A 23184-nucleotide genomic window follows, 5' to 3' on the forward strand; every position below is an offset into this window, starting at 1 on the left:
GAGATAGATAGTGCATGGAAAAATCTTCAGTGGTTATAGAAGTAAAAATTGTAGGTGATATATTAGATACCAAAGTGATTTCCGAATATTTGGGAGTTACTCCAACTTATCAATTTACAAAAGGTGAGTACTATCAAAAGAAAACAATGCCTGTTTCAAAAGTTAGAAGTTTCAGCTTGTGGTCTAAAGAAATTGGTAAGGAATATACGTATGATAGTTCTGATTTATTGGACAAAGCCATAAAATTCATTTCTGAAAAAAAAGTAGGTCTTTCTAAGGTAGCAGAAAAATATGATTGTGAAGTTACTATGGAAATAGTGTTAGGAATAGAGGAAGGAATAGTTCCCAGTGTTGTAATTGAACCTAATCAAAGTTTAATTTTAGGGGAGCTAAATATCACTGTTGACGTAGATATTTATGCTTATTCACTTTAAATTAATGAAGACTTTAATATCTGTTTAGAAAAACTGGCTGTACAAAGTGTGGGCAGAATGATCCTTATATTTCAACGACAAGTGATTTGGATGTAGCTAAAGGATTTAACCAATCTGAAAGTCAACTTGGTGTAGTTGAAATTGATCTAAGCAAGGTTCCAGCTAATCAATTGAAGGGTTACGAGAATTTTCCAAGAGTAAGTGGGCAAGAGGGGTTGCCATATCATTACTCAGTATGGCAACAAGAAACATCTATTTATCAGCAGATTCCACCAGAAGCAATAAACGGTTTTGTAAAATAATAGGTTTATAATTTGAAAGGAGGAGTATGAGATGAGTATAGAAGAAATGGATAGATTAGCTGAAGAAATCGATAAAATGATTTTGGATATCTTATTACCAGCTAGAGCAGAGAAAAAATTGGTGAAAAAGATTTTGAAAAATTAAAAGGAATATTAAATGATTTGAAAATACGATTAAGTGATGCTCCAGTTATTTCGAGAAAACTATCGGGTATATTATTTTTTATGTATGTATCATTATCGGATGAAGCAAAGTTTGTTGATGTTAGAAGTAGATTTTTTGTTCAAGTAGCTGAGTTTGAAGAAGATTTAGATAAGATATTTGGCGTGAAAAATGCATTTTAGTGAGTAAGAAAGGATAACTTTATAATGACGATTTACTTTTATAAACGAACAGAAGAATATGGATATATGTCAAACTTTGCTCATTATGAGTTTGAGTTAGATGGAGAGCACTGACTTACAAGTGAGCATTATTTTCAAGCTGCAAAGTTTGCGGATGAGGAGTACCGAAAGAAGATACAGCAGGAAAAGAATCCCATGAAAGCAGCTGAGTTAGGTAGAAGCAGAGCATATCCTATACGTGAAGATTGGGAAGAAGTAAAAGATGAGATTATGAAACAGGCTTTGCTGGCAAAGTTTCAGCAAAACGCCGAAATCCGCCAACAGCTCTTGGATACGGGTGAAGAAGAGCTTGTAGAAAAAACAAGCAATGATTATTACTGGGGTTGTGGAACGGATGGCACGGGTAAAAATATGTTGGGTAAATTACTGATGGAAATTCGGGATTTTCTAGCAGAGGAAAAGAAATAGTCGTGTGAAAAATCAAGAAGCTCAGCTAGGAGTAATAATTATACTTTTAGTTGAGTTTCTTGAAATACATATAGTGTATTGAAGCCCCTTCGATAAAAACAGGAACACAACAACCAAAAGAGAACTTAGAGTAATATTTTGGGAAACCAAATAGTCAAGGTCAGTATTATATCCCATCACCGACAGGCACGTGAGTATGCGATTCAAGTTGCCCAAGAAACACATGTGAAAGTAGAAGCACGCATTCGTAAAATGTGTGAAGGCACGAGTACGTTGTGGAAAGGTGCAACCAAAGCCGTTGGCGATTTCGTGAAAGAAAATGAAGGTAAGATTAAAGTTGCTTTATCTGTTACAGCGGGTATTCTAACTATCATTCCTGCAACTTCTGTTATTGGTGTAGGGATGAATTTAGCACTGGGAGTAGGGAGTGCACCCAATGCTATAACAGGCGAAGACTGGCTGACAGGAAGAGAATTGAGTACCACTGAAAAAGTAGTAGAGGAAGCCGGCTCTCTTTTAACTTTAATACCTGGTGCATCTAGCGCTTTGAAGGGGGGCTGCAGAAGCTGGGAAAAGCACATTAGTTAATAGCATCAAACAAGGGGGACAAAACGTTACTAATAATATGAATGGTGGCAATCTGGCCATAGCTGGAGGTGGGATACTTGATGATGCAGTGACAGTTATTGCTAATGGAGCCAATTCTCAAGCTGGTGCTATTACATCTACAGGAGCCCAAACTGGTACGCAAATTGTTATGGCAGTGCGAGGAGAGGATGGCATTGGAAAGCCTCATACAGATAAAACTACTGGTGAGAAATTAATGGCACATGTACATGATAAAACAGTACAAGGAGGGGGGCGTGTCCCTAGACCGGATGAAATTCCAAAAACCTCATAAACTATTTAAAAGGAATGGTGATAATGGATATACTTCTATGGCTTCAAAAATGGTATCAAGATCAATGCGATGGTGACTGGGAACACCTATATGGTGTTAAAATTGATAATATAGACAATCCAGGATGGTCAGTGTCAATTGATTTAGTAGATACTTCTCTAATCAATAAAGAATTTGATAAAATCCGATATGACTATGGAGATGATAATTGGTTAATATGTCAGATTAAAAATAATAAATTTGAAGGGGCTGGAGATCCATCTAAACTAGTAGAAATTTTAACTATTTTCAAACAATGGGTTGAGAATAGCTGAAAACAGTTATTTAATGGGTGAATTTTTCAAGAACTTCGGATTGTCAATAATTATCCGAAGTTCTTGAAAGTATATATTATCGGTAAACATAGTTGGTAGTGTGAGTAATGCAGTGACAGGTGAAGACTGGTTGACGGGCGGGAACTAAGTACGACTGAACGAGTAGTAGAAGGTGTGTTTGATACGATTGGCGTTGCTTCAGGCTTAGGGTCAGTGCGAAACAAGCAGTAGGAACTGGCTTGGTAGACGATGTAGTGAAGCTAGTCACTCCAAGTGCTTCTGTAGCAGATGATGTTGTGAAAGCAGTTGTCGATAGTGGAAAAACCACTACAGGTACGAAACCGCCATTGAAGGTGGATCTGCAATTTTTTGCGGATAAGGGTGATGATGCTGCGAAAAGTATCAATACGAGTGATATACGATACACACAAGATAGTACTTCCAAGAATTTTAGTAATGGAGGAAATGCTGTGGATGATTTGGTTTCTGGATTGAAATCAGGAGATATAGATCCGAAGTCAATACAAGAAATACGAATATTTGAAAAAGATGGCATCATACACTCTTTGGATAATCGACAGCTATATGCTTTTAAAGAAGCAGGTATAGAAAATATTAATTATAGATGGGCAACTGAAAAAGAAATTCTTGAAGAGAGTTGGAAAATGACTACAAAAGATGGCGGATTAAGCATAATAGTACGGGGGAAATAGAAATGGAATTTGAAATTCTGAATAAAGACCTAATTATAAATACAATACCATTAGAAAAAATAGTGATAGAAGACAACTGTATTGCAATCTATTTTGATGATAATAATGGTGTCAGGTTTGTTTTTGAGTCTTTTTCTTATCAGGAGATTAAGGTAACTACTAGAGACTACATGAATGCAAGTGACTATATAAATGAACTAAATTTTTATGATGGAAGGTACCATAATTATATACTTGAAATACTAAATTCATCTTGGATAAATGAATTAAAGCAAATAAATGAAGGGAAACAGGTTGAATTTCTAAATGAATCTCATCACTATTTCTTACTGTTAGGAGACAATGTTGTTGAAATAATCGCATACGATAATTTTAACTTGAAACAGTTAGATAATAGTTGAATAAATGTTTATTCTAATATTATTATTTAGGAATAAACATTTGAGTTAGTTCAAGAGTGTGGGACAATAGTCAGAAAAAAATCTGATTATTGTCCCACACTCACTAAAAAGTTTTATTATATTTCACTGTCCTCTTGACGGGGAGCGCACCACCGTGTAAGTAACCCCTATCCTAGGAATGAGGTTGCTTTACAGTTTTTCTTTCGCATCCTTCCAAAAGAGAGCACTGCTATTTTTGGAAGATAGTTTATCAGTTTGATAAAATTCAACCATATTTTCCCGAAAGCGCAGAGGAAGGTGACTCATCTGCGTATTCTTATTTGCTCTTTCCTGAATGGTTACTGAGTTCAGAAATGCCGTCCATTGTTTCTGAATTGTGCCTTCTTTCGTTTGTGCATTGTTAAATTCAGGACAATCTGTATTTTCAATAAATGAAATAGTCCCCTTATCAATTAAAGCCAGCAGTCGGTGCGTTGTGTCATAGATCATGATACTTTCCAACGGGTATCGCTTCGCAAAATGTGGACAGATGTACGGAAGTGAAAAATGTTTGGGTGTTATTTTACTGAAAAGCAGCTCACCTGCGTATTCAAAACGAACAAATCCTGTGTAAAGATGTGCTTCACCAAACAGTGATTTTAACCCCTTGTCTATTGCCAGTACAGAAGGATGTCCAATGAAATTTTTTAATGAATCTCTTGTATCCAAAGCAATTGCCAAAGCTTCTAAAAGATGGAGTTCTTTATTATCCATCGTTGCGTAAAAACCATCGTGAATAAAACGAAAATTTTCAGAGGTTAAACGCTGCTGCAGTCTGTTGACTATTTTTTCAGCGAGTGTGACATTCGTATCGATCCAATCACTGATAAAAAGACTTTCCATAGCAGTTTCCGGCGTCAAGATGATTCCTGGAAACTGTTTTTTCCTGAATGCTCGATCTACAATTGTCAGAAATCCTGCGAAGCTGCCATCATATTCCCATGTCGCTGTTGTTCTTTCAATGGACATACAGAAGCTCCTTTTCTTTGGTATGATGAAACTTTTCAGCATCGAATAGAGAAAGCTGTTCATGGTCACTTTGCGTATTTGCCTGTTTCAATGCTTTGTACTGACGAGTAGAAACGAGCGAAGCAATGATCCATTCGGGTTCTTTGATTAATCCATCCATAATGGTACCGTTACAGCTTACAAAATACTTGGCGCGTTTGACAACTACCCCTAATTTCTTTAAGTCGGTTAAATGAAGGCGATAGTATTTTCTTGCTTTTACGATATTTTGTGCACTTTTAGGACCAATGCCCGGAATTCGCAGTAATACGTCATAACTGGCAGACTGCACATCCACTGGAAAACGATCATAATTTTGAACTGCCCAGTTGGCTTTTGGATCTAAATATAAATTGAAATTTGGCTTTTCAGGAGACAGAATTTCATCTGCAGTAAAGCTGTAAAAACGCATCAGCCAGTCAGCCTGATAGAGCCTGTGCTCTCTTAATAAGGGCGGATCAGTAGTTATTGCCGGCAAAAGACTATCCTGATTTACCGGGATATACGCTGAATAATACACACGCTTCAGTTCGTATTTATGATATAAATTTTCTGCAATTTTAACAATGGTACGGTCTGTCTCAGGTGAGGCGCCAATAATCATCTGGGTTGACTGCCCGCCAGGAACAAATGCAGGGCTGTGTCTCACAGCTGGTAACGCTGCCAGTTCCTTCTTTTTCTGAGTAATCTGCTTCATAGGCTTGTATAGCGCATAGGGATCTTTGTCCGGTGCGAGAAGCTTCAAGCTTTCTCTTGAGGGCAGTTCCACATTCACACTCATTCGATCTGCCAGATAACCTAATTCTTCGATTAATGCCTCATCTGCACCTGGAATTGCTTTTACGTGAATATATCCTTTAAAACCTTTTTCATGGCGAAGAATTTTCAATGTCTTTATTAAAAGTTCGGAAGTGTAATCAACGTTTTTAATAATTGCCGAGCTTAAAAAAAGTCCTTCAATATAATTTCTCATGTAAAAATCCATCGTTAAATCTGCTACTTCCTGAGGTGTGAACGTTGCCCGCGGAATTTGATTGGACTTGCGGTTAATGCAGTAATGGCAGTCAAAAATACAGGCATTTGTAAATAGAAGCTTCAATAAGGAGACACAACGGCCATCACTGGTAAAAGAATGGCAGATTCCGGCAGCTGCTGTGCTTCCCACTGTTCCTGTTCGTGTATTTTCAGTGACACCGCTGCTGGCACAAGATACATCGTATTTCGCGGATTCTGCTAAAATTTCTATTTTTCTGGTGAGATCCATAATAATGCCTCCTTTATCGAACGTACGTTCTTATTTTAACAAGAAGTGTATTCAATGTCAAAGAGTAAATCAGACAAATCATTTGTTGACTTGACGAAGCAGTGATAAAATAAGGTTGCTTACCAAAAGTAAGTCTGCGTGTTTTAAATTAAAGGAGGCTGATATAAATGAAGTATCTTTTTGAAAAAGGAACCGGTCGAAAGTTTATTTTGCTCCATGGAACAGGCGGAGATGAGTATTCAATGGTGGATATTGCACAGCACCTTGATCCACAGAGCACAATATTGTCTTTTCGTGGTGAAATTAATGAAAATGGAATGAATCGTTTTTTTAAGAGAAATGGGCTGAATCAGTTTGATATTCCAAGCTTAGAAAAGGAAACAGATCATCTGTTGGAACAGATTACAACAATCAGCGATGAGCAGGGAATTAACATGGATGAGTGGATTGTTTTGGGCTATTCTAATGGAGCAAATATAGCTGGGCATCTTTTTTTAGAAAGACAGACAGAGCTAAATAAGGCGATTCTGCTCCATCCAATGTCCCTGGGAGTGGATTCCAGAACAGAACCATTAAAAGATAAAAAAGTTTTTCTTTCCTATGGAGAGGAAGATCCAATTGTGTCTTTAGATGCTTTTAAAACACTGGAAAATCAGCTCGGAACGAGAGGGACTCAAATAACTGAAGCCCATACAGAAGCCGGGCACCAGATTACTGTAAAGGAATTGGAACAAGTAAAAAAATGGCTTTCAGATCTTGAATGAGCGGATTATTTGTGGCAAATTTTTAGGGATGTTATGCTGTTAATGTAAATAAAATTATATTTTATGGGAGGTTTTCAATTATGGCAGATTTAAATGGACGTATAAACGATGCAAAGGACAAAGTTGAAGGGAAAGGAAAAGAAGCAGAAGGGAAACTCCAAAGCGGTTTGGCCGATGTAAAAAGTAAAGTCCGTGATGCTGCGGATGATGTCAAAGAAGGTGCCGAATCATTTGGCGACAAAATCAAAGAAGGTTTTGAGGATATTAAGGAAAAATTCTCTAAACATGATGACAAATAGTTAAATAGTAAATAGCGAGTATCAGTTGTATAAAACTGTAACTTCTCATTATATTTTGAAAGAACTGCGGCAAATGAAAGCTGGGGTTCTTTTTTGTATGTTCAAAAAGTGGATAATGTATTCTTGAAAAATTAAAAAAATGAACTTTACTTTTATATTAAGGTTGTCCTAAAAATTAAATAAGCTAGACTGTAAAATAGGCCTATGGTAGAATGTAGGCAACAGTAACTGTAAAAAAGAGGGATGAAAATGATTGATTGGTTAGTGTCACTTGAACCATGGCAGCAGGCTTTGGGTGGAACTGGATTTACTTACTTTATGACTGCTTTGGGATCAGCGCTGGTATTTTTTTTCAAGGACATAAAAAAAGAGGTTTTAAACTTAATGCTGGGGTTCGCTTCAGGAGTGATGATTGCAGCCAGTTTCTGGTCCTTGTTGGCTCCGGCAATTGAGCGGGCTGAGGAAAACGGCAGTATTGCCTGGCTGGTGGTAAGCTTTGGCTTTGGTATGGGCGGAGTATTTTTATATATTGCAGACAAAACATTACCCCATATGCATTTTGGGCCAAATCACGAGAAAGAAGGACTTCCCAGTCACCTGAAACGGACCATTCTACTCGTTTTTTCAATTACACTTCATAATATTCCAGAGGGTCTGGCTGTAGGCGTTGCTTTTGGTGCCGCATCATCAGCTGATAATCCAAGAGCAGTAGTCTTAGCAGCCGTATCTGTTGCCTTGGGAATCGGCATTCAAAATTTTCCGGAAGGAGCTGCGGTTTCCATTCCGTTAAGGCAGGAAGGGCTTAGCCGTTCAAAAGCGTTTCTTTACGGACAGGCATCAGGAATCGTTGAACCCATCGCCGGAGTAGTTGGAGCTGTTCTTGTTACAAAAATGAGCTTGCTTCTCCCTTATGCACTTGCTTTTGCTGCGGGGGCAATGATCTATGTTGTCGTTGAGGAATTGATTCCCGAAGCACAGCAAACACTTAGCAGCAAGCGGCATTTCGCTGTATTTGGTGTAATGCTCGGTTTTATTATTATGATGATTCTTGATGTGGCACTGGGCTGACTATACCTAGACAAATAGATAGTGAGCAGTGACTGAATAGAAAACGGCAGTAGGTGAATTGTTTCGGGTAATCCCCGTGAGCCAGCTGTTGTTTTTCTTTAAATTCAGAAGAAACTAACCGAAAATATTATGAGAAATAGAATTACTTCCTATGTAGTAATTCGTTATCCTGTGGTAAAATAGAAAAAGCAACTTTCTTCAGTAAGATTGAGAGGGGATTAAGTAAGTATGGAAAAATCATATGTTGTTGCAGTGGTAGGTGCAACGGGAGCAGTTGGAACAAAAATGATTGAAATGCTGGAACAGACAAAATTACCGATTAAACGAGTTAAATTATTAGCTTCAAAGCGTTCTGCGGGTAAAGAACTGACTTTTAATAACAAAACGCTGGTCGTTGAGGAATTGGTTCCGGAATCATTTGAAGATGTTGATATTGCATTGTTTAGTGCAGGCGGGGGTATTTCTAAAGTATTTGCCCCAGAAGCGGTGAAACGAGGGGCAGTTGTTATCGATAATACCAGTCATTTTAGAATGGCTCAGGATGTTCCACTCGTTGTTCCGGAAGTGAATAAAGCTGCGTTGAAAAATCACAAAGGAATTATTGCTAATCCAAACTGTTCAACGATTCAGCTGATGGTGGCTCTTGAACCAATCAGACAGGCAGTGGGTCTAAATCGTGTTCTTGTTTCTACTTACCAGGCAGTCAGCGGTGCTGGAATCAGTGCAATGGAAGAACTGAAAAGTCAGGCGGTTGAGTATATTAACGGAGTTCCGGCTGATCAGCTGAAGGCTGATATTTTACCTTGCGGCGGAGATAAGAAACATTATCCGATTGCCTTTAATGCGTTGCCGCAGATTGATGTTTTTTCAGAGGATGACTACACGTATGAAGAGTGGAAAATGATCAACGAAACGAAAAAAATTATGGAAGATGATACGTTGAAAGTAACTGCTACGTGTGTGCGGATTCCTGTTTTATCAGGACATTCTGAGTCTGTTTATATAGAAGTAGATAAAGCTGCTTCTGTTAAAGAAATTAGAGATCTGCTGATTGATGCGCCGGGAGTTGTATTACAGGATGATCCGAGTCAACAGCTTTATCCTCAGGCATTGACAAGTATTGATAAAAAGGAAACGTTTGTCGGAAGAATTCGTAAAGATGTAGATGTAGAGAACGGCTTCCATTTATGGGTAGTTTCTGATAATCTCTTGAAGGGTGCAGCATGGAACTCCGTTCAGATTGCAGAAACACTGCATGATATGGATTTGGTTCGGGTATAAATTATGCTGTAGCTTGTTTTGAAGGTGAGGGCTGTGACATTAATATGTCTCAGAGTCAAAAAATGAATAAACAGTATTCCAAAAGCAGCTTATTTGACAATATGCCGAAATTATCGAGAGTCACTATTTTATATAAAATAGATGTTTCCTCGTGAGACACTCGTCACAGTTTAGGTTATATAAGTGATAAACAATACCTGCTTGGTTACCTCAAATTTGTGGAGCACCAAGTAGGAAGGTGTATAAGAACATGTTGCCTTTAACTGAGAGAGTAAATTGCAGGAGCATACGTATGCCCTTAACTGCGACGAGTAATCGCAGGAGCACTCGCACGTCCTTAACTGCGACGAGTAATCGCAGGAGCACTGAATTAGTTTTATTGTATCTACGGCTCCCATTGCGTTGAGATCCTCAATACAAAGCTTTTAGTGCTTAACAGCTTTCTTGTCATTTTCGTGAATTCCTTCTTATTGTTATAAATCACTGCGAATGACTTGTCAGAATAGATGATGCATGATATCTACCCTGTCTCTGCGATTAGTCAGCTCCTATTTAAGGATGAATGTTTACACATTCATCAGATGGTTGTTTCGCATACAGCTATCTCTTTGTACATGGAATAAATTCTGATAAATTTATCTTCATCAGAGCTGTGTATACCATTCTGCTAGCTGTTCCTGCAATAATGGGAAATCCTTGTATCTACGAGTCTCACTACACTTCGTTTCGATCTCATCAATTTCTAAATGGCAAAGCCACTAAGAATTGAAGGACTTCGTTTCGATCTCATCAATTTCTAAGTGGCAAAGCCATTAAGAAGTGAAGGAGCTTGTTCGATTCTCGATACAAATACGCCTGCTTGAGAAAGCATTGGTAACTGGAGATACGCAAAGAGCTGTCACAACCTTAACGCTTCAAACAGGAAATTTAAAGTGTAGAGTGATAAACTGAAAGATAGAGGGGATCGTGTCTGTTTGAAAGGACACCATTTTAAATTCTTGACGGCAGTTTTCTTTATTGTTTTAAATAATGAAGGAAGACGGATTTTTCTGAGATGCAATGTATATAAATACTTAAAAGAATGGTTGGAGGTTAAGTGTATGGAATTAACAAATGCGTCAATAATTACTGCAATGGTTACTCCCTTTAATGAGGCGGGAGAGATTGATTTTGGTAAGCTGCCTGCTTTGGTGGAGCATTTGCTGGGAACACATACAGAAGGATTGATATTGGCGGGGACAACGGGAGAGTCGCCAACATTGACACATGATGAAGAAATTGAATTGTTTAACGAAGTCATCCGATTGGTAAACGGTCGAGTACCGATTATTTGCGGTGTAGGTACAAATGATACACGGGATTCTGTTGAATTTGTAAAAGAGATTGCAGAAATGGATGGAATCGATGCTGGTTTGGCGGTAGTGCCGTATTATAATAAGCCTAATCAAGAAGGACTTTACCAACATTTTAAAATGATTGCTGAGGCCAGTGATTTACCGATTATTTTATATAATGTGCCGGGTAGAACTGTCGCCAGCTTGGATGTGGAAACGACATTGAGATTGGCAGAAATTGATAATATTATTGCGGTAAAAGAGTGCGCTGGTTTGGATGCGCTGACCGAACTGATTGAACGGGCACCAGAGGATTTTCTTGTATACACAGGAGAAGATTCACTGGCGTTTTCAACAAAAGCTTTGGGTGGCCAGGGAGTCATTTCTGTTGCCAGTCATATATTCGGAAATAAAATATATGAAATGTTTCATTCTCTGGAAAGCGGAGATATTAAGAATGCAGCAAGCATTCAGAGAAAACTGCTCCCGAAGATGGATGCATTGTTCTCTGTGCCTTCTCCGGCACCTGTAAAAATGATATTAAATCACTTGGGTGTTTCCGTTGGTGATTTGAGATTGCCTCTTGTATCATGTACTTCTGAAGAGAAAGAAAAAATTTTGAAAATACTTGATGTTTAATCAAGCAGAAATAGAGAGGTGAAAAGAGTGAGTACAATAAGAATCATTCCGCTGGGCGGCGTACGCGAAAATGGAAAAAACATGTATATCGCTGAAGTGGAAGATGAAATTTTTGTGCTGGATTGTGGATTGAAATATCCAGAAAATGAACTTTTGGGAATTGATGTGGTTATTCCGGATTTTACTTATTTGGAAGAAAACATTGAGCGAGTTTCAGGTGTGTTCCTGACTCATGGACATGCAGATGCAATCGGTGCATTGCCATACCTTTTATCAAAAGTTCAGGTACCAGTATTCGGTACAGAATTGACTGTTGAATTAGCAAAATTAAGTGTGGGAGATCATCCTTCATCAAAAGATTTCAAGGATTTTCATATTGTTGATCCTGATACTGAAATTGATTTTGCTCATGCGACAATCAGCTTCTTCAAAACGACGCATACGATTCCCGATTCTATCGGAATCAATGTGAAAACGTCTGAAGGAAATATTGTTTACACGGGAGATTTTAAATTTGATCAGACAGCTGAACCGATGTATCAATCTGATTTCAGCAGATTGGCGGAAATTGGTAAGGAGGGTGTTTTAGCATTGCTGAGTGATTCATCTAATGCTGAAAATGCCAGTCCGGTTGCTTCTGAGCTGCAGGTTGCAGAAGAAGTGTACGATACGATTCGTTACTGGGAAGGTCGAATTATCGTTGCTTCAGTTGCCAGTAACTTGAAACGTGTACAACAGGTTTTGGATGCTGCTTATCGTTCTAACCGAAAAGTGGTTTTAACTGGGATCGATTTAGAAAAGATCATTCGAACTGCAATGCGTTTGAATAAAGTGAAGCTGCCAAGTGATGAGCTGATTATCACATTGAAAGAAATGAAAAAGTACTCTGACGATGAGCTGCTGATTTTGGAAACCGGTCGTATGGGCGAGCCCATAAAATCACTTCAAAAGATGGCAAATGGCACACATCGTTCAATTAACATTAAAGAAGGAGATCTTGTTTATATTACAACAACTCCTACTACAGCGATGGAAACAATGGTAGCCAAGACGGAAGATATTATTTATCGGGCTGGCGGAATTGTAAAACAGATTTCTGATAATCTGAGAGTTTCCGGCCACGGCAATTCAAATGATTTACAGTTGATGCTGAACTTGATGAAACCTAAATTCTTTATTCCGGTTCAAGGTGAGTACAGACAGCTTGCTGCACATGCAGATTTAGCGCATGAAATCGGTATTCCTTATAAAAATATTTTTATTACCGGACGAGGGGATATTCTTGAGTATGCGAAGAAAAAAATGTCTGCTTCAGGATCAACAACTGCTGACAACATTATGATTGACGGACTGGGAGTTGGAGATATCGGAAATATTGTGTTAAGAGATCGCCGCATCCTTTCAGAAGATGGAATCTTTGTTGTCGTTGTAACCATTAATCGTCGTGAGAAGAAAATTGTTTCTCCTGCAAAAATAACGTCCAGAGGGTTTGTTTATGTGAAGACCAGCAAGGATTTAATACAGGAAAGCGGAAATATTGTGACAGAAATCGTTGAAAAGCATCTTGATAGTAAAGACTTTGAATGGAGCAAGCTGAAACAGGATATTCGCGAACAGCTGAGTCGCTATCTATTTGAACAGACAAAACGCAGACCAGTTATTCTTCCTGTTATTATGGAAGCTTCACAACGAAAAAAAGCAAATAATTAAGAATAGAAATGAGCCAAATGTGAGGAAGTATTCTCGAACATTTGGCTTGTTTTTTTATTTTTGCTAAGTAAATTTGCAAGTATCTCTTAAACACACAGCCATATTTTTGTACCCATCTTCTTTTTTAGTTTGTTTCTACATTTTTTCATAGGCAGCTAATCAAAGCGGAAGAGCACTCTCGTAGGTGTTTGGGTCTGCCGTTTGGAACTTAGAGGTTTCTGACAAAATAGTCAGGAAAAGCCTGGATTACAGCTGCAGCATCATCATTGACTTTATGGATATGGGCTTCTACAGTTTTGCGCAATTGTACCTTGTCTTTTCTTTTAATCAATTCCAGAATTTGCTGATGCTCCTCTAAAATATTATCCCAACTCAAGTCTTTAACCTCCAGACGTAAAAAGCGATAACGATTTAATGCCCCATTCAACATTTGTAACCACTGCCATACAAAATTTTTATTAGTAATTTGATAAAAGAAGCGATGGAACTCTTCATCTAAATGAAAATACTGGTCTACATTTTTTGATTCAAAATAAACTTGCTGAATTTTCAACATTTGTTCCAGCTGTTCGATTTGTTCAGGTGTTATGACGGCTGCTACTTCTTCCATGACAGTCGTTTCTATGTTTTCTCTCACAAACCGGGCTTCAGATACTTCTTGCAAGTCGATGTGTGAGACATAGGTTCCGCTTTGAGGAATGACCACAAAAAGCCCTTCTTTTTGTAAACGGAGAATTGCTTCTCGAACAGGTGTATCACCGATACCGATGCTTTTTACTAAAGCATTTTTCGAGATTTTTTTTCCGGGTTTCAGCTCAGCTTTCATCACCATCTCTTTAATCAGTTCGTATGCACGGGTTTGGCTATTGGCTTTTTCCATGAAATCACCTCATTTTTAGATTAATTGAAAATCATTCTATCTCATTTTACCGTAAATAATGTCAAAAGAAATACGAAGTTGCAAATTTATTTTTTGATTAAAGAAGGCGATCGGTTGATAAGTTAGATATTTTATAGTAAGATACTAATATATCAGTTTGAGTGCTGCAAGTATTTCTATTTATTTATAAAGCAGAATTTATGTTTATTAAGGAAAATTTCTTATTTTATATGGGTGGTTTCTATCACGTCAGTTAGTTGAACAGTCTTTTAGAACATGGAAAAACTACAAGGAGGTAGGAAAGGTGAAATTGAACAAAGCGAGTCTGACCAACAAGGAATTGATTGCTGCCGGGTATCAGATGCCTCAATATGATGTAGAAGTAATGGCTGCCAAAACCAAAGCAGCGCCTAAATGGGTACACTTAGGGGCCGGAAACATTTTCCGTGCCTTTTTAGCAGCTCACCATCAACACCTGTTGAATGAAGGAGTGACTGATACTGGAATCATCGTAGCGGAAGGTTATGATGATGAAATCGTGGATATTTTATCCAGCTATGACAATTTAACGATTAATGTGACTCTGAAAGAGAACGGGCAAGTTGAAAAGGAGATTTTGGCTAGTGTCTCTGATTATTTAAAAATGGATACAGATTCTGCTGATTTTGATACGTTAAAAGAAATATTCAGAAAATCTTCTCTTGAAATGGTTTCCATGACAATTACAGAAAAAGGATACAGCTTGGTGGATGGTTTAGGTAATCTCATTTCAGCAGTACAAACTGATTTTGATAACGGTCCGACAAAACCAGTCAGTTACTTAGGGAAATTAGTTGCCTTGTTATATGAGCGTTTTCAAGCAGGTGAATTACCGATAGCGCTCGTTTCAATGGATAATATGTCCCATAATGGTGAAAAACTGCAAGCTTCAGTATCGGCTTATGTGGATGCTTGGGTGGAAAAAGGATTGGTTCCAGCGACATTTAAAACATATGTTGAAGGCAGCAGCAACGTAACATTTCCTTGGTCTATGATTGACAAAATTACACCACGACCGGATGCTGCAGTGCAAGCCGTATTGGAAGAAGACGGATTAGAAAAAATGTTTCCATCTAAAACATTAAAAAATACCTTTGCAGCACCCTATGTCAATGGAGAAGAAACAGAGTATTTGATCATAGAAGACGAATTTCCAAATGGCAGACCTCATTTAGACAAAACCGGTGTCATTTTTACGGATAGAGATACTGTAAACAAAGTAGAAACGATGAAGGTGACGACTTGCTTGAATCCGTTGCATACTTGTCTTGCGATTTTTGGTTGTCTGCTGGATTACACATCCATTCATGAAGAAATGAATGATGAGGATTTGGTGAAATTGATAAAAATCCTTGGCTACAGAGAGGGGTTGCCAGTGGTAATAAACCCCGGCATTATTAATCCCAAACAATTTATTGATGAAGTTGTTGAAAAACGACTTCCCAATCCCTTTATCCCAGACACACCACAGCGGATTGCATCAGATACCTCTCAAAAGCTGTCTGTTCGTTTTGGTGAGACGATCAAGTCTTATTTAAACTCTGATGTGCTGGATGTTCAAGAGCTGCAGGTTATTCCTTTGGTTTTTGCTGGGTGGTTGCGCTATTTGACAGGTATTGATGATCAAGGAGAAAGGTTCGATGTCTCTTCAGATCCATTGCTGGACACGCTCCAACCAATGTTTGCTGACTTTGAGTTAGGAAAAGAGCAAGCGGATAGAAAGGTATATGCAGTGCTTTCTAATAGCAAGATATTCGGTGTTGATTTAGTGAAGATCGGTTTGGCCGAAAAAGTTTTGACCTTTTTTAATAAAATGTCAACGGCACCGGGAGCGATACGAGAAACAATTCAAACGATCAAATAAAAGGAGCAAATGAATATGAAGCTATCATTTAGATGGTATGGTCGAAACAATGATCCGATTTCATTGGATTACGTCCGTCAGATTCCAGCTATGGAGGAGATTGTGTGGGCGTTACATGATAAGCAGGCTGGAGTAGTGTGGTCAGAAGAAGAGATCAAAGATGAAATCGCTTATATTGAATCTCATGGCCTGAAGGCGACGATCGTGGAGTCTGTCAATATTCATGATGCGATCAAGTTAGGCTTGCCGGCGCGTGATGCGTATATCGAAACGTACAAAGAATGTTTGAAAAATTTAGGGAAGAACGGTGTTAAGGTTGTTTGCTATAACTTTATGCCTATCTTTGATTGGACTCGGACAGATATGTTCCATCCGCTGCCTGATGGCTCAACTTCATTGTTTTTTGAAAAAGAAAAAATTATGTCGCTGGACCCGCAGGAACTGGTCAATATGATGGAGAAAGAAAGTAACGGTCTGACTTTACCAGGTTGGGAGCCGGAGCGTTTGGCACATATCAAAGATTTATTTACAGCTTACGATGGGTTTACCGATGATAAATTACGAGAAAATTTCAAATACTTTATGGATGCGATCATTCCGACATGTGAGGAATACGACATTAAGATGGCGATCCATCCGGATGATCCGCCGTTTTCTATCTTTGGCTTGCCGCGTTTGGTGAATACACGAGATAATATTAGAAAATTATTGGCTGTTAATCCAAGTCCATACAATGGATTGACTTTTTGCACTGGTTCATTAGGTTCAGATCCAAATAATGAGGTTGTGACTATGCTGGATGAGTTTATTGATCGCACACATTTTATGCACGTACGGAATGTCTGTGTATATCCAAATGGTGATTTCTCTGAAGTATCTCATCGGACATCAGATGGGACTGTTGATATCACTGGTGTCATGAATGTTTTGGCAAAGTATAACTTTGACGGATATATCCGTCCCGATCATGGGCGGCATATCTTTGGCGAAAATTCAACAAATGTACGACCAGGCTATGGTCTGTATGACCGTGCGATGGGTGCCATGTATTTGACGGGGAATTGGGATATGGCACAACGCTTGCACCAATAATCGTGAGAATTGATAAAAAAATATTTTTAAATAGTTGATTTGCTGGCATTGACTATACGTAGAAAATGGTGTTGGGATGGGAAATTTTGGAATTTACTGAGCTTGGCTGGGATTTCCCGCTGCACGCTGTTCCTTATGAGCCTGCTGTTTGATTTTTGCAACTTAACTTTAGTGATTAGGATGTGTTGGAAGACCTTGCGGCGAATCGTTTCGAAGGAATAGAAAGGAACAAACACCATTTGAAAAAGGAAGGGGCTTCTATTCTTCGTATAAGTCATATGCTGCCATTCCAGTTAGAGATAGAGGAATCGGCAACTCATTATCATAACTACGTGAGGTCGGGTCAAAAGCAATCAGCTCTGAGAATTAAGAAGGAATATCCGAAAATAGTCAAGGAACACTAGCCATAAAATGAATAGCTGAGAATGGATACACTCCGCTGCGCTTCGATCATCTCAACTTCTGCGTATGAAACATACGAGAGTTGACAGGCTTCACTAGGATTGCTTTAGCAGAATAGATGAAGTCCTGTTACCTACTCGATGAAGGAACTGGAGCTCCTTATATTTTCAGGATAGTTCGTCTTATTTCCGAAGGAGCTGCTCCTGCGGGTACTCGTCGCAAAAAGAATTTTTGCTTTTGTACCGCTGTTTATTCGAGGGTAGATACGAAGAGAGCTTGGAACTTTATTTCTGTCCCATTCTCGATATTTCATTGTTGGATTTCTCTCAAAATTCCTGAAGAATTCGGATGTCACAATACGTTTTAGATACATCCTGATAAGATTCTTGTAAACAGTTATTTTTAGGGTATCAATATTTGAGAGGGCTCTTTATTTTTTTATTTCTTTTAGTGTACTTTCAAAAAATAGAGCGAAATGGTTCGGATATATTTTTTTAAAGCAGAGGTTTGTGAATTGTTTAACTAACGATCCAAATAGCTGTAAAGAGAATCAGAAGCAATTTACTCAGTAAAATGCTTCTGTACTTACATGAATTTTTCAGTACTTTTAGCTTGAAATTGGTTATCATCATTACAGCTGATTGATCAGAGGAATGAATCTTGTTTAACCTGACCTCGGTCAGCTAATTGAAAAAGGTATAAATAAAAACAGCCAATATAGAAGGTCAGATTTTTATACGCATTGGTTGATTGGAGGTCCATAATTCCTATTTTAAATATGTTGGAGAATAGGGCATCATTGCTCATCCCATATTTTTTAATAGGAACGATTACTGGTATTAAAGAGCTAGTCTCTTAAATAATAAATAAAGGAGTTTTATGTATGGAAACCAAATTTGATACGAAAGAATACTTAGAGAAGGTCGATGCCTGCTGGCGTGCTGCAGATTATATCTCTGTGGCTCAAATGTATTTGAAGGACAATCCTTTATTACGCCGACCTGTTCAAAAAGAAGATGTGAAAACCCATCCAATTGGTCACTGGGGAACGATTTCTGGACAAAATTTTCTTTATGCGCATTTAAATCGTGCCATCAATAAATTTGATTTAAACATGTTTTATATTGAAGGTCCTGGTCATGGCGGACAAGTCATGGTGTCAAACTCGTATATCGATGGCAGTTATACAGAAATTTATCCCGAGTACACTCAGGATGAAGCTGGATTAAAGAAATTATGCAAGATCTTTTCATTCCCAGGAGGTATTGCTTCGCATGCGGCACCAGAAACACCAGGCTCTATTCATGAGGGTGGGGAGTTAGGCTATTCGCTGGCACATGCAACTGGTGCGGTTTTGGATAATCCGGAAGTAATTGCGGCTACAGTTATCGGTGACGGTGAGGCTGAAACGGGTCCATTAGCAGCCAGCTGGTTTTCTAATGTTTTTATTAATCCGGTCAATGATGGAGCAGTTCTGCCAATTGTCTATTTGAATGGCGGAAAAATCTCCAATCCAACGATTCTTGCTCGTAAAAGCAATGAAGACTTAACTAAATACTTTGAAGGACTGGGCTGGAAACCTTATTTTGTTGAGGGAACAGATCCAACTTTGGTTCATCCTATAATGGCGGAGACACTAGATAAAGTAATTGAAGAAATCAAAGCGATTCAATCAGAAGCTCGGAAAGGAAATGCTGAAGATGCCGTAATGCCCCAATGGCCAGTTATCATTTTCCGGACACCAAAAGGCTGGACTGGTCCGAAAACATGGGATGATGAGCAGATAGAAGGGACTTTTCGTGCCCATCAGGTGCCAATTCCTGTTGATTCCGAACACATGGAGCATATTGATCAATTGGTAAACTGGTTGAACTCCTATCGTCCAGAAGAATTATTTGATGAAAATGGAAAAATCATTGATGAGCTAAAAGAAATGGCTCCAAAAGGAGATAAACGGATGGCGACAAATCCGATCACAAACGGCGGAATCGATCCAAAGCCGATGAACATGCCGGATTGGAAACGTTATGCTGTTGATACTTCTACACCAGGTGCTGTGATAGCACAAGATATGATTGTCTTTGGTGAACAGGCACGAGATATGATTACTGAAAACCCAACAAACTTCCGTATTTTTGGACCAGATGAAACCAAATCCAATCGATTGAACAAAGTCTTTGAAGTAACGAATCGACAATGGCTGGAACTAAAAGACAGCAGCGATGAATGGCAGTCTTCTGTTGGACGAGTGATTGATGGTCAACTATCTGAACATCAGGCAGAAGGATTGTTGGAGGGGTATGTGTTGACTGGACGTCATGGCTTCTTTGCCAGCTATGAATCATTTCTGCGTGTTGTTGATTCCATGATGACACAGCATTTTAAATGGATGCGAAAAGCCAGTGCCCATGCATGGCGTAAGCAATATCCATCCTTGAATTTGATTGCAACTTCAACTGTTTTCCAACAAGATCACAATGGCTATACCCACCAAGATCCTGGTGTGTTGACCCACTTGGCTGAGAAAAAACCAGAATTTATTCGTGAATATCTACCGGCAGATGCCAACAGTTTGATGGCAGTGATGGATAAAGCGATGCAGGAAAAACAAGTCATCAATCTAATTGTCTCCAGTAAACATCCACGACCGCAGTTCTACTCTGTAGAAGAAGCAGAGGAACTGGTGGAAAAAGGTTTTAAGGTGATTGACTGGGCAAGTACAACTGGTATAGAAGAGCCGGATCTGGTAGTCGCTGCAGCTGGGACGGAACCTAATTTGGAAGCATTAGCTGCAATAAGTATTTTGAATAAGCAATTTCCTGATATGAAGATTCGATTTATCAATGTTGTGGATATTTTGAAACTTCGTCATCCAGAAGTTGACCCTCGCGGGCTATCAGATGAAGAATTCGATACATTGTTTACAGCAGACAAACCAGTACTTTTTGCATTCCATGGTTATGAAGGAATGATTCGAGATATGTTCTTCAAACGTCACAATCATAATTTGTTAGTTCATGGATATCGTGAAAATGGGGATATCACTACGCCGTTCGATATGCGGGTCTTTAGTGAATTGGATCGCTTCCATTTGGCTCAAGATGCGGCCAATGCTGTATATGGTGATAAAGCAGCAGCATTCTCGAAAAAAATGGATGAAACAATCCAGTTCCATCATGATTTCATTAGACAAAATGGAACGGATATTCCAGAAGTTACTAATTGGAAATGGGAAATGCTGAAAGTAAAAGAATGTAACTTCAGCTAAAAAAGATAGAGTAATAGGAACTTTAAAAGCAGTAAGCAAAATAAGTTTTATTGGCTGGCATGAATTCGGACTTAAACCGAACCCATGCCGCCAATTTTTTAATGACTTTAGTTAATTTAATGACTAAAGTGAATAGAAAAAAGGCAACCATTAATAATATGAAATTTCTGAACCATTTAAACAAGTAAATTGTCGGTTTATAATCTTATTATTGATAGTCCACAACTTATAAACAAGGGTATTCATTGACCTTTCATACTTGCAATGAAATAATGATGGTATTCGTTCTGATGGAGGTATTCGTGTGAAAGACTTTGAAAAAGAGAATTATGCCGCTTATTATACAGAGGATATCGCATTGAAGTTGCCCGGATATTTTCTAATGTTTGACTTGATTTTCAAAGGTGTCTTACCTGTGGAAGCTCAAAAAAAGATTGATAATATCCTGCTTGTGGGTGGCGGAGAGATTGAAAGCGGCATGCTATTGAAGCAGTATCCGACAGCTAGTTATACATTTGTTGATCCCAGCAAGGAGATGTTGGAAAGAGTGAAGCGATCGCTGCCTAAAAATGAACGTTTGATCTATAAAAATCAGGCTTTTGAAGAATACCAGACGGAGCAGTGTTTTCAGCTTGTTTTATCGTTACTTGTTATCCACTTTATAGAGGATAAGGAAGCTTTCCTATATAAACTATATCGTCTTTTAGATCATAAGGGAATTTGTATTGTTAGTGCTTTTTCTAATCAACATTTGGAATGGTGGAAAGAGTATGCAATCAAAAATGGTGCAAACAAAGAGGAGGTAATGCGAACCTTTTTGAATCAGGAAGAAGTAATGCAAAGTGTTACGCCAAGAAAAATAGAAGAATTTGCAAGCAGTGCAGGTTTTGTAAAAGTAGAAAAAATTGCTCAAATCCTATCTATTGATTTGTGGTTATTAAAAAAATAGAAAATTGGATGTAGACTGGCTAAAGTTGCTGCTCAAAGAGAGAGCACGCCCATTATACAGTCCTGTAACTTTAGGAAGCTGTTTCTTGTGTCAGGGTGTTTGTTTTTATTTTTTGAAAATGATTGCGTTTCAGTTGCTGGTAAAAGGACAGCAGCTGAAACTGAGAGATGTTTCTGCAATTTTCCAATTTGATTGGTTGAGACTGTGAATGGTATAAGTTATAGTCTCTTAAAACCGAATAAACGGTATTCCAGTCTTTATATGCCTCTTCGATTAGCTATTTCCTATTTAAGAGCGAATGTCTGCATATTCATGAGATCGTCAAAGCAGCCTTATTCTCAGTATGCAGCAAGTCCTTTTGTGCTTCAAGTAATCACAGAAGCAGATGATGCATAGTATCTACTTGGTTTTGGCGGAAAAACCCTTCTGTTACCCTCTTAATTATTGGACCGATTATTCGTTACAGAGCATTTTCCAACTCAAGGAGATATGACTTTATTGAGAGTCCTTCATCATTTGTTTTGCCCAGATAGCCTGTCAGCTTCCCATTTTTTCCAATCACACGATGGCAGGGAACAATGATAGGGAATGGATTGTTCCGATTGGCCTGTCCAATGGCTCGAACTGCTTTTTCTGAATTTACTGCTTTGGCAATATCCAGATAAGAGCGAGTTTCCCCATAAGGAATACTGAGAAGAGCATCCCAGACTTTTTTTTGAAAAACTGTTCCCTTTTCAAATAATAGAGGAGTGGTGAACTCTTTTAATTTTCCTGAAAAATAAGTGTCTAATTCCAGTGCAGCCTGTTCTGTCCAGCAATTTGTCTGATGATCTGCTATTTGGAAAAAGGAAACTTCAGTCAATCCTTGTTCATTTGCATTTAGCCAAATAGGCCCTATTGGTGTAATTATTTTCATTATCTGATCCTCTGAAACTTTCGTTTTTTTCATTATACCCTAAAATTAAAGTGTAATATACTAGGAGAGAGCAGTATACTAATTTAAAGTAAAATAGGTGTCTCGGCTGTTAACCTGTCTAAAAACAGTTGAAACAAGAGGGTAAGTCCTTGGTCAGTGCTTTCTGTAAAGCTGCTTGAGTATATTTCAGCTTCGCATCAAGATATATCGTAAAATGCCTAGTTATCATTCATCATGTCCTTTGTCATTTGCTTAAAAAGTATTATTAAGGGTTTCCAAATAAAATAAGTTTTTTGTGGATATATCCTTATTTTTTATATGAATAATTGTTTTTTTATATAAGGATTATATTTCTTTATATTTGTTTTTTAAGGTTGATTATATAGAAGTACAAGCCAAATATATTTTACTGATTCCGGCAAAGAGTGGGGAAATTTTCAGAACTTGAAAACAGCAGCTGAGGATGAGCTGCTGTAAGAAGAAACAAACG

At 38.3% G+C, this 23184-nt stretch carries 22 protein-coding genes and 1 pseudogene; 19 read left to right on the forward strand and 4 right to left on the reverse strand.

Annotation, left to right across the window (positions count from 1 at the left end; translation table 11 throughout):
• The first annotated feature begins 14 nt into the window (after positions 1 to 14).
• From LI954_RS09225 to LI954_RS09265, 9 genes and pseudogenes are all read left to right on the forward strand, one after another.
• Positions 15 to 434 carry a DUF4279 domain-containing protein gene (locus LI954_RS09225; protein WP_229444319.1) on the forward strand — a complete coding sequence of 140 codons (420 nt, stop codon included), beginning with the start codon at positions 15 to 17 and terminating at the stop codon, positions 432 to 434.
• A gap of 86 nt (positions 435 to 520) precedes the next feature.
• Positions 521 to 736 carry a hypothetical protein gene (locus tag LI954_RS09230; RefSeq protein ID WP_229444320.1) on the forward strand — a complete coding sequence of 72 codons (216 nt, stop codon included), beginning with the start codon at positions 521 to 523 and terminating at the stop codon, positions 734 to 736.
• A 162-nt stretch (positions 737 to 898) separates the two neighbouring features.
• Complete coding sequence (locus LI954_RS09235) at positions 899 to 1081, forward strand: hypothetical protein (protein WP_229444321.1); 183 nt, start codon at positions 899 to 901, stop codon at positions 1079 to 1081.
• 129 nt (positions 1082 to 1210) lie between these two features.
• Positions 1211 to 1549 (forward strand): annotated as a pseudogene (locus LI954_RS09240) (NADAR family protein); the annotation flags it as partial.
• Positions 1550 to 1687: 138 nt separating this feature from the next.
• Complete coding sequence (locus tag LI954_RS09245; RefSeq protein ID WP_229444322.1) at positions 1688 to 2137, forward strand: hypothetical protein; 450 nt, start codon at positions 1688 to 1690, stop codon at positions 2135 to 2137.
• A gap of 37 nt (positions 2138 to 2174) precedes the next feature.
• Positions 2175 to 2450 carry a hypothetical protein gene (locus LI954_RS09250; RefSeq protein ID WP_229444323.1) on the forward strand — a complete coding sequence of 92 codons (276 nt, stop codon included), beginning with the start codon at positions 2175 to 2177 and terminating at the stop codon, positions 2448 to 2450.
• A 23-nt stretch (positions 2451 to 2473) separates the two neighbouring features.
• Complete coding sequence (locus LI954_RS09255; protein ID WP_202068361.1) at positions 2474 to 2764, forward strand: immunity 53 family protein; 291 nt, start codon at positions 2474 to 2476, stop codon at positions 2762 to 2764.
• A gap of 239 nt (positions 2765 to 3003) precedes the next feature.
• On the forward strand, positions 3004 to 3477 hold the full coding sequence (locus tag LI954_RS09260) for a hypothetical protein (RefSeq protein ID WP_229444324.1): 474 nt from the start codon (positions 3004 to 3006) through the stop codon (positions 3475 to 3477).
• A 2-nt stretch (positions 3478 to 3479) separates the two neighbouring features.
• Entirely contained in the window at positions 3480 to 3878 is a 399-nt protein-coding gene (locus tag LI954_RS09265) for a hypothetical protein (RefSeq protein ID WP_229444325.1), read from the forward strand.
• 189 nt (positions 3879 to 4067) lie between these two features.
• On the opposite strand, the gene LI954_RS09270 is transcribed toward LI954_RS09265, so the two are convergent.
• Positions 4068 to 4886, reverse strand: a complete 819-nt coding sequence (locus LI954_RS09270; protein WP_229444326.1) for a TIGR03915 family putative DNA repair protein — start codon at positions 4884 to 4886, stop codon at positions 4068 to 4070.
• A complete protein-coding gene (locus LI954_RS09275; RefSeq protein WP_229444327.1) occupies positions 4876 to 6189 on the reverse strand; it encodes a putative DNA modification/repair radical SAM protein in 1314 nt (437 codons plus the stop codon). Before LI954_RS09275 ends, LI954_RS09270 begins: the two co-directional genes overlap by 11 nt.
• 167 nt (positions 6190 to 6356) lie before the next feature.
• On the opposite strand from LI954_RS09275, the gene LI954_RS09280 reads away from it, so the two are divergent.
• The 6 genes from LI954_RS09280 to LI954_RS09305 all read left to right on the forward strand — a co-directional run bounded on the left by LI954_RS09280 (position 6357) and on the right by LI954_RS09305 (position 13284).
• Positions 6357 to 6953, forward strand: a complete 597-nt coding sequence (locus LI954_RS09280; protein WP_229444328.1) for an alpha/beta hydrolase — start codon at positions 6357 to 6359, stop codon at positions 6951 to 6953.
• 80 nt (positions 6954 to 7033) lie between these two features.
• Positions 7034 to 7252 carry a hypothetical protein gene (locus LI954_RS09285; RefSeq protein ID WP_202068010.1) on the forward strand — a complete coding sequence of 73 codons (219 nt, stop codon included), beginning with the start codon at positions 7034 to 7036 and terminating at the stop codon, positions 7250 to 7252.
• A gap of 249 nt (positions 7253 to 7501) precedes the next feature.
• A complete protein-coding gene (locus LI954_RS09290) occupies positions 7502 to 8320 on the forward strand; it encodes a ZIP family metal transporter (RefSeq protein ID WP_202068011.1) in 819 nt (272 codons plus the stop codon).
• A gap of 228 nt (positions 8321 to 8548) precedes the next feature.
• On the forward strand, positions 8549 to 9601 hold the full coding sequence (locus tag LI954_RS09295) for an aspartate-semialdehyde dehydrogenase (RefSeq protein ID WP_202068012.1): 1053 nt from the start codon (positions 8549 to 8551) through the stop codon (positions 9599 to 9601).
• A 1100-nt stretch (positions 9602 to 10701) separates the two neighbouring features.
• Entirely contained in the window at positions 10702 to 11574 is an 873-nt protein-coding gene (dapA, locus tag LI954_RS09300; protein ID WP_229444329.1) for a 4-hydroxy-tetrahydrodipicolinate synthase, read from the forward strand.
• Positions 11575 to 11601: 27 nt separating this feature from the next.
• A complete protein-coding gene (locus LI954_RS09305) occupies positions 11602 to 13284 on the forward strand; it encodes a ribonuclease J (protein WP_202068014.1) in 1683 nt (560 codons plus the stop codon).
• Between the two features lie 208 nt (positions 13285 to 13492).
• On the opposite strand, the gene LI954_RS09310 is transcribed toward LI954_RS09305, so the two are convergent.
• On the reverse strand, positions 13493 to 14164 hold the full coding sequence (locus LI954_RS09310) for a GntR family transcriptional regulator (RefSeq protein WP_202068015.1): 672 nt from the start codon (positions 14162 to 14164) through the stop codon (positions 13493 to 13495).
• Positions 14165 to 14468: 304 nt separating this feature from the next.
• Between LI954_RS09310 and LI954_RS09315 the strand changes: the two genes are divergently transcribed.
• The 4 genes from LI954_RS09315 (at position 14469) to LI954_RS09330 (ending at position 21778) form a co-directional block, all read left to right on the forward strand.
• A complete protein-coding gene (locus LI954_RS09315) occupies positions 14469 to 16067 on the forward strand; it encodes a mannitol dehydrogenase family protein (RefSeq protein WP_229444330.1) in 1599 nt (532 codons plus the stop codon).
• A gap of 15 nt (positions 16068 to 16082) precedes the next feature.
• Entirely contained in the window at positions 16083 to 17159 is a 1077-nt protein-coding gene (uxuA, locus tag LI954_RS09320) for a mannonate dehydratase (protein ID WP_229444331.1), read from the forward strand.
• Between the two features lie 1285 nt (positions 17160 to 18444).
• The gene (locus LI954_RS09325) at positions 18445 to 20829 is read left to right on the forward strand and encodes a phosphoketolase (protein ID WP_229444332.1); all 2385 of its coding nucleotides are present in this window, start codon (positions 18445 to 18447) and stop codon (positions 20827 to 20829) included.
• A 304-nt stretch (positions 20830 to 21133) separates the two neighbouring features.
• Positions 21134 to 21778, forward strand: coding sequence for a class I SAM-dependent methyltransferase (locus tag LI954_RS09330; protein ID WP_229444333.1), 645 nt, complete (start codon positions 21134 to 21136; stop codon positions 21776 to 21778).
• A gap of 460 nt (positions 21779 to 22238) precedes the next feature.
• On the opposite strand, the gene LI954_RS09335 is transcribed toward LI954_RS09330, so the two are convergent.
• Positions 22239 to 22694, reverse strand: a complete 456-nt coding sequence (locus LI954_RS09335; protein WP_229444334.1) for a methylated-DNA--[protein]-cysteine S-methyltransferase — start codon at positions 22692 to 22694, stop codon at positions 22239 to 22241.
• Positions 22695 to 23184: the final 490 nt, after the last annotated feature.

The organism is Enterococcus sp. CWB-B31 (assembly GCF_020567645.1).
Taxonomy (GTDB): domain Bacteria; phylum Bacillota; class Bacilli; order Lactobacillales; family Enterococcaceae; genus Enterococcus_L.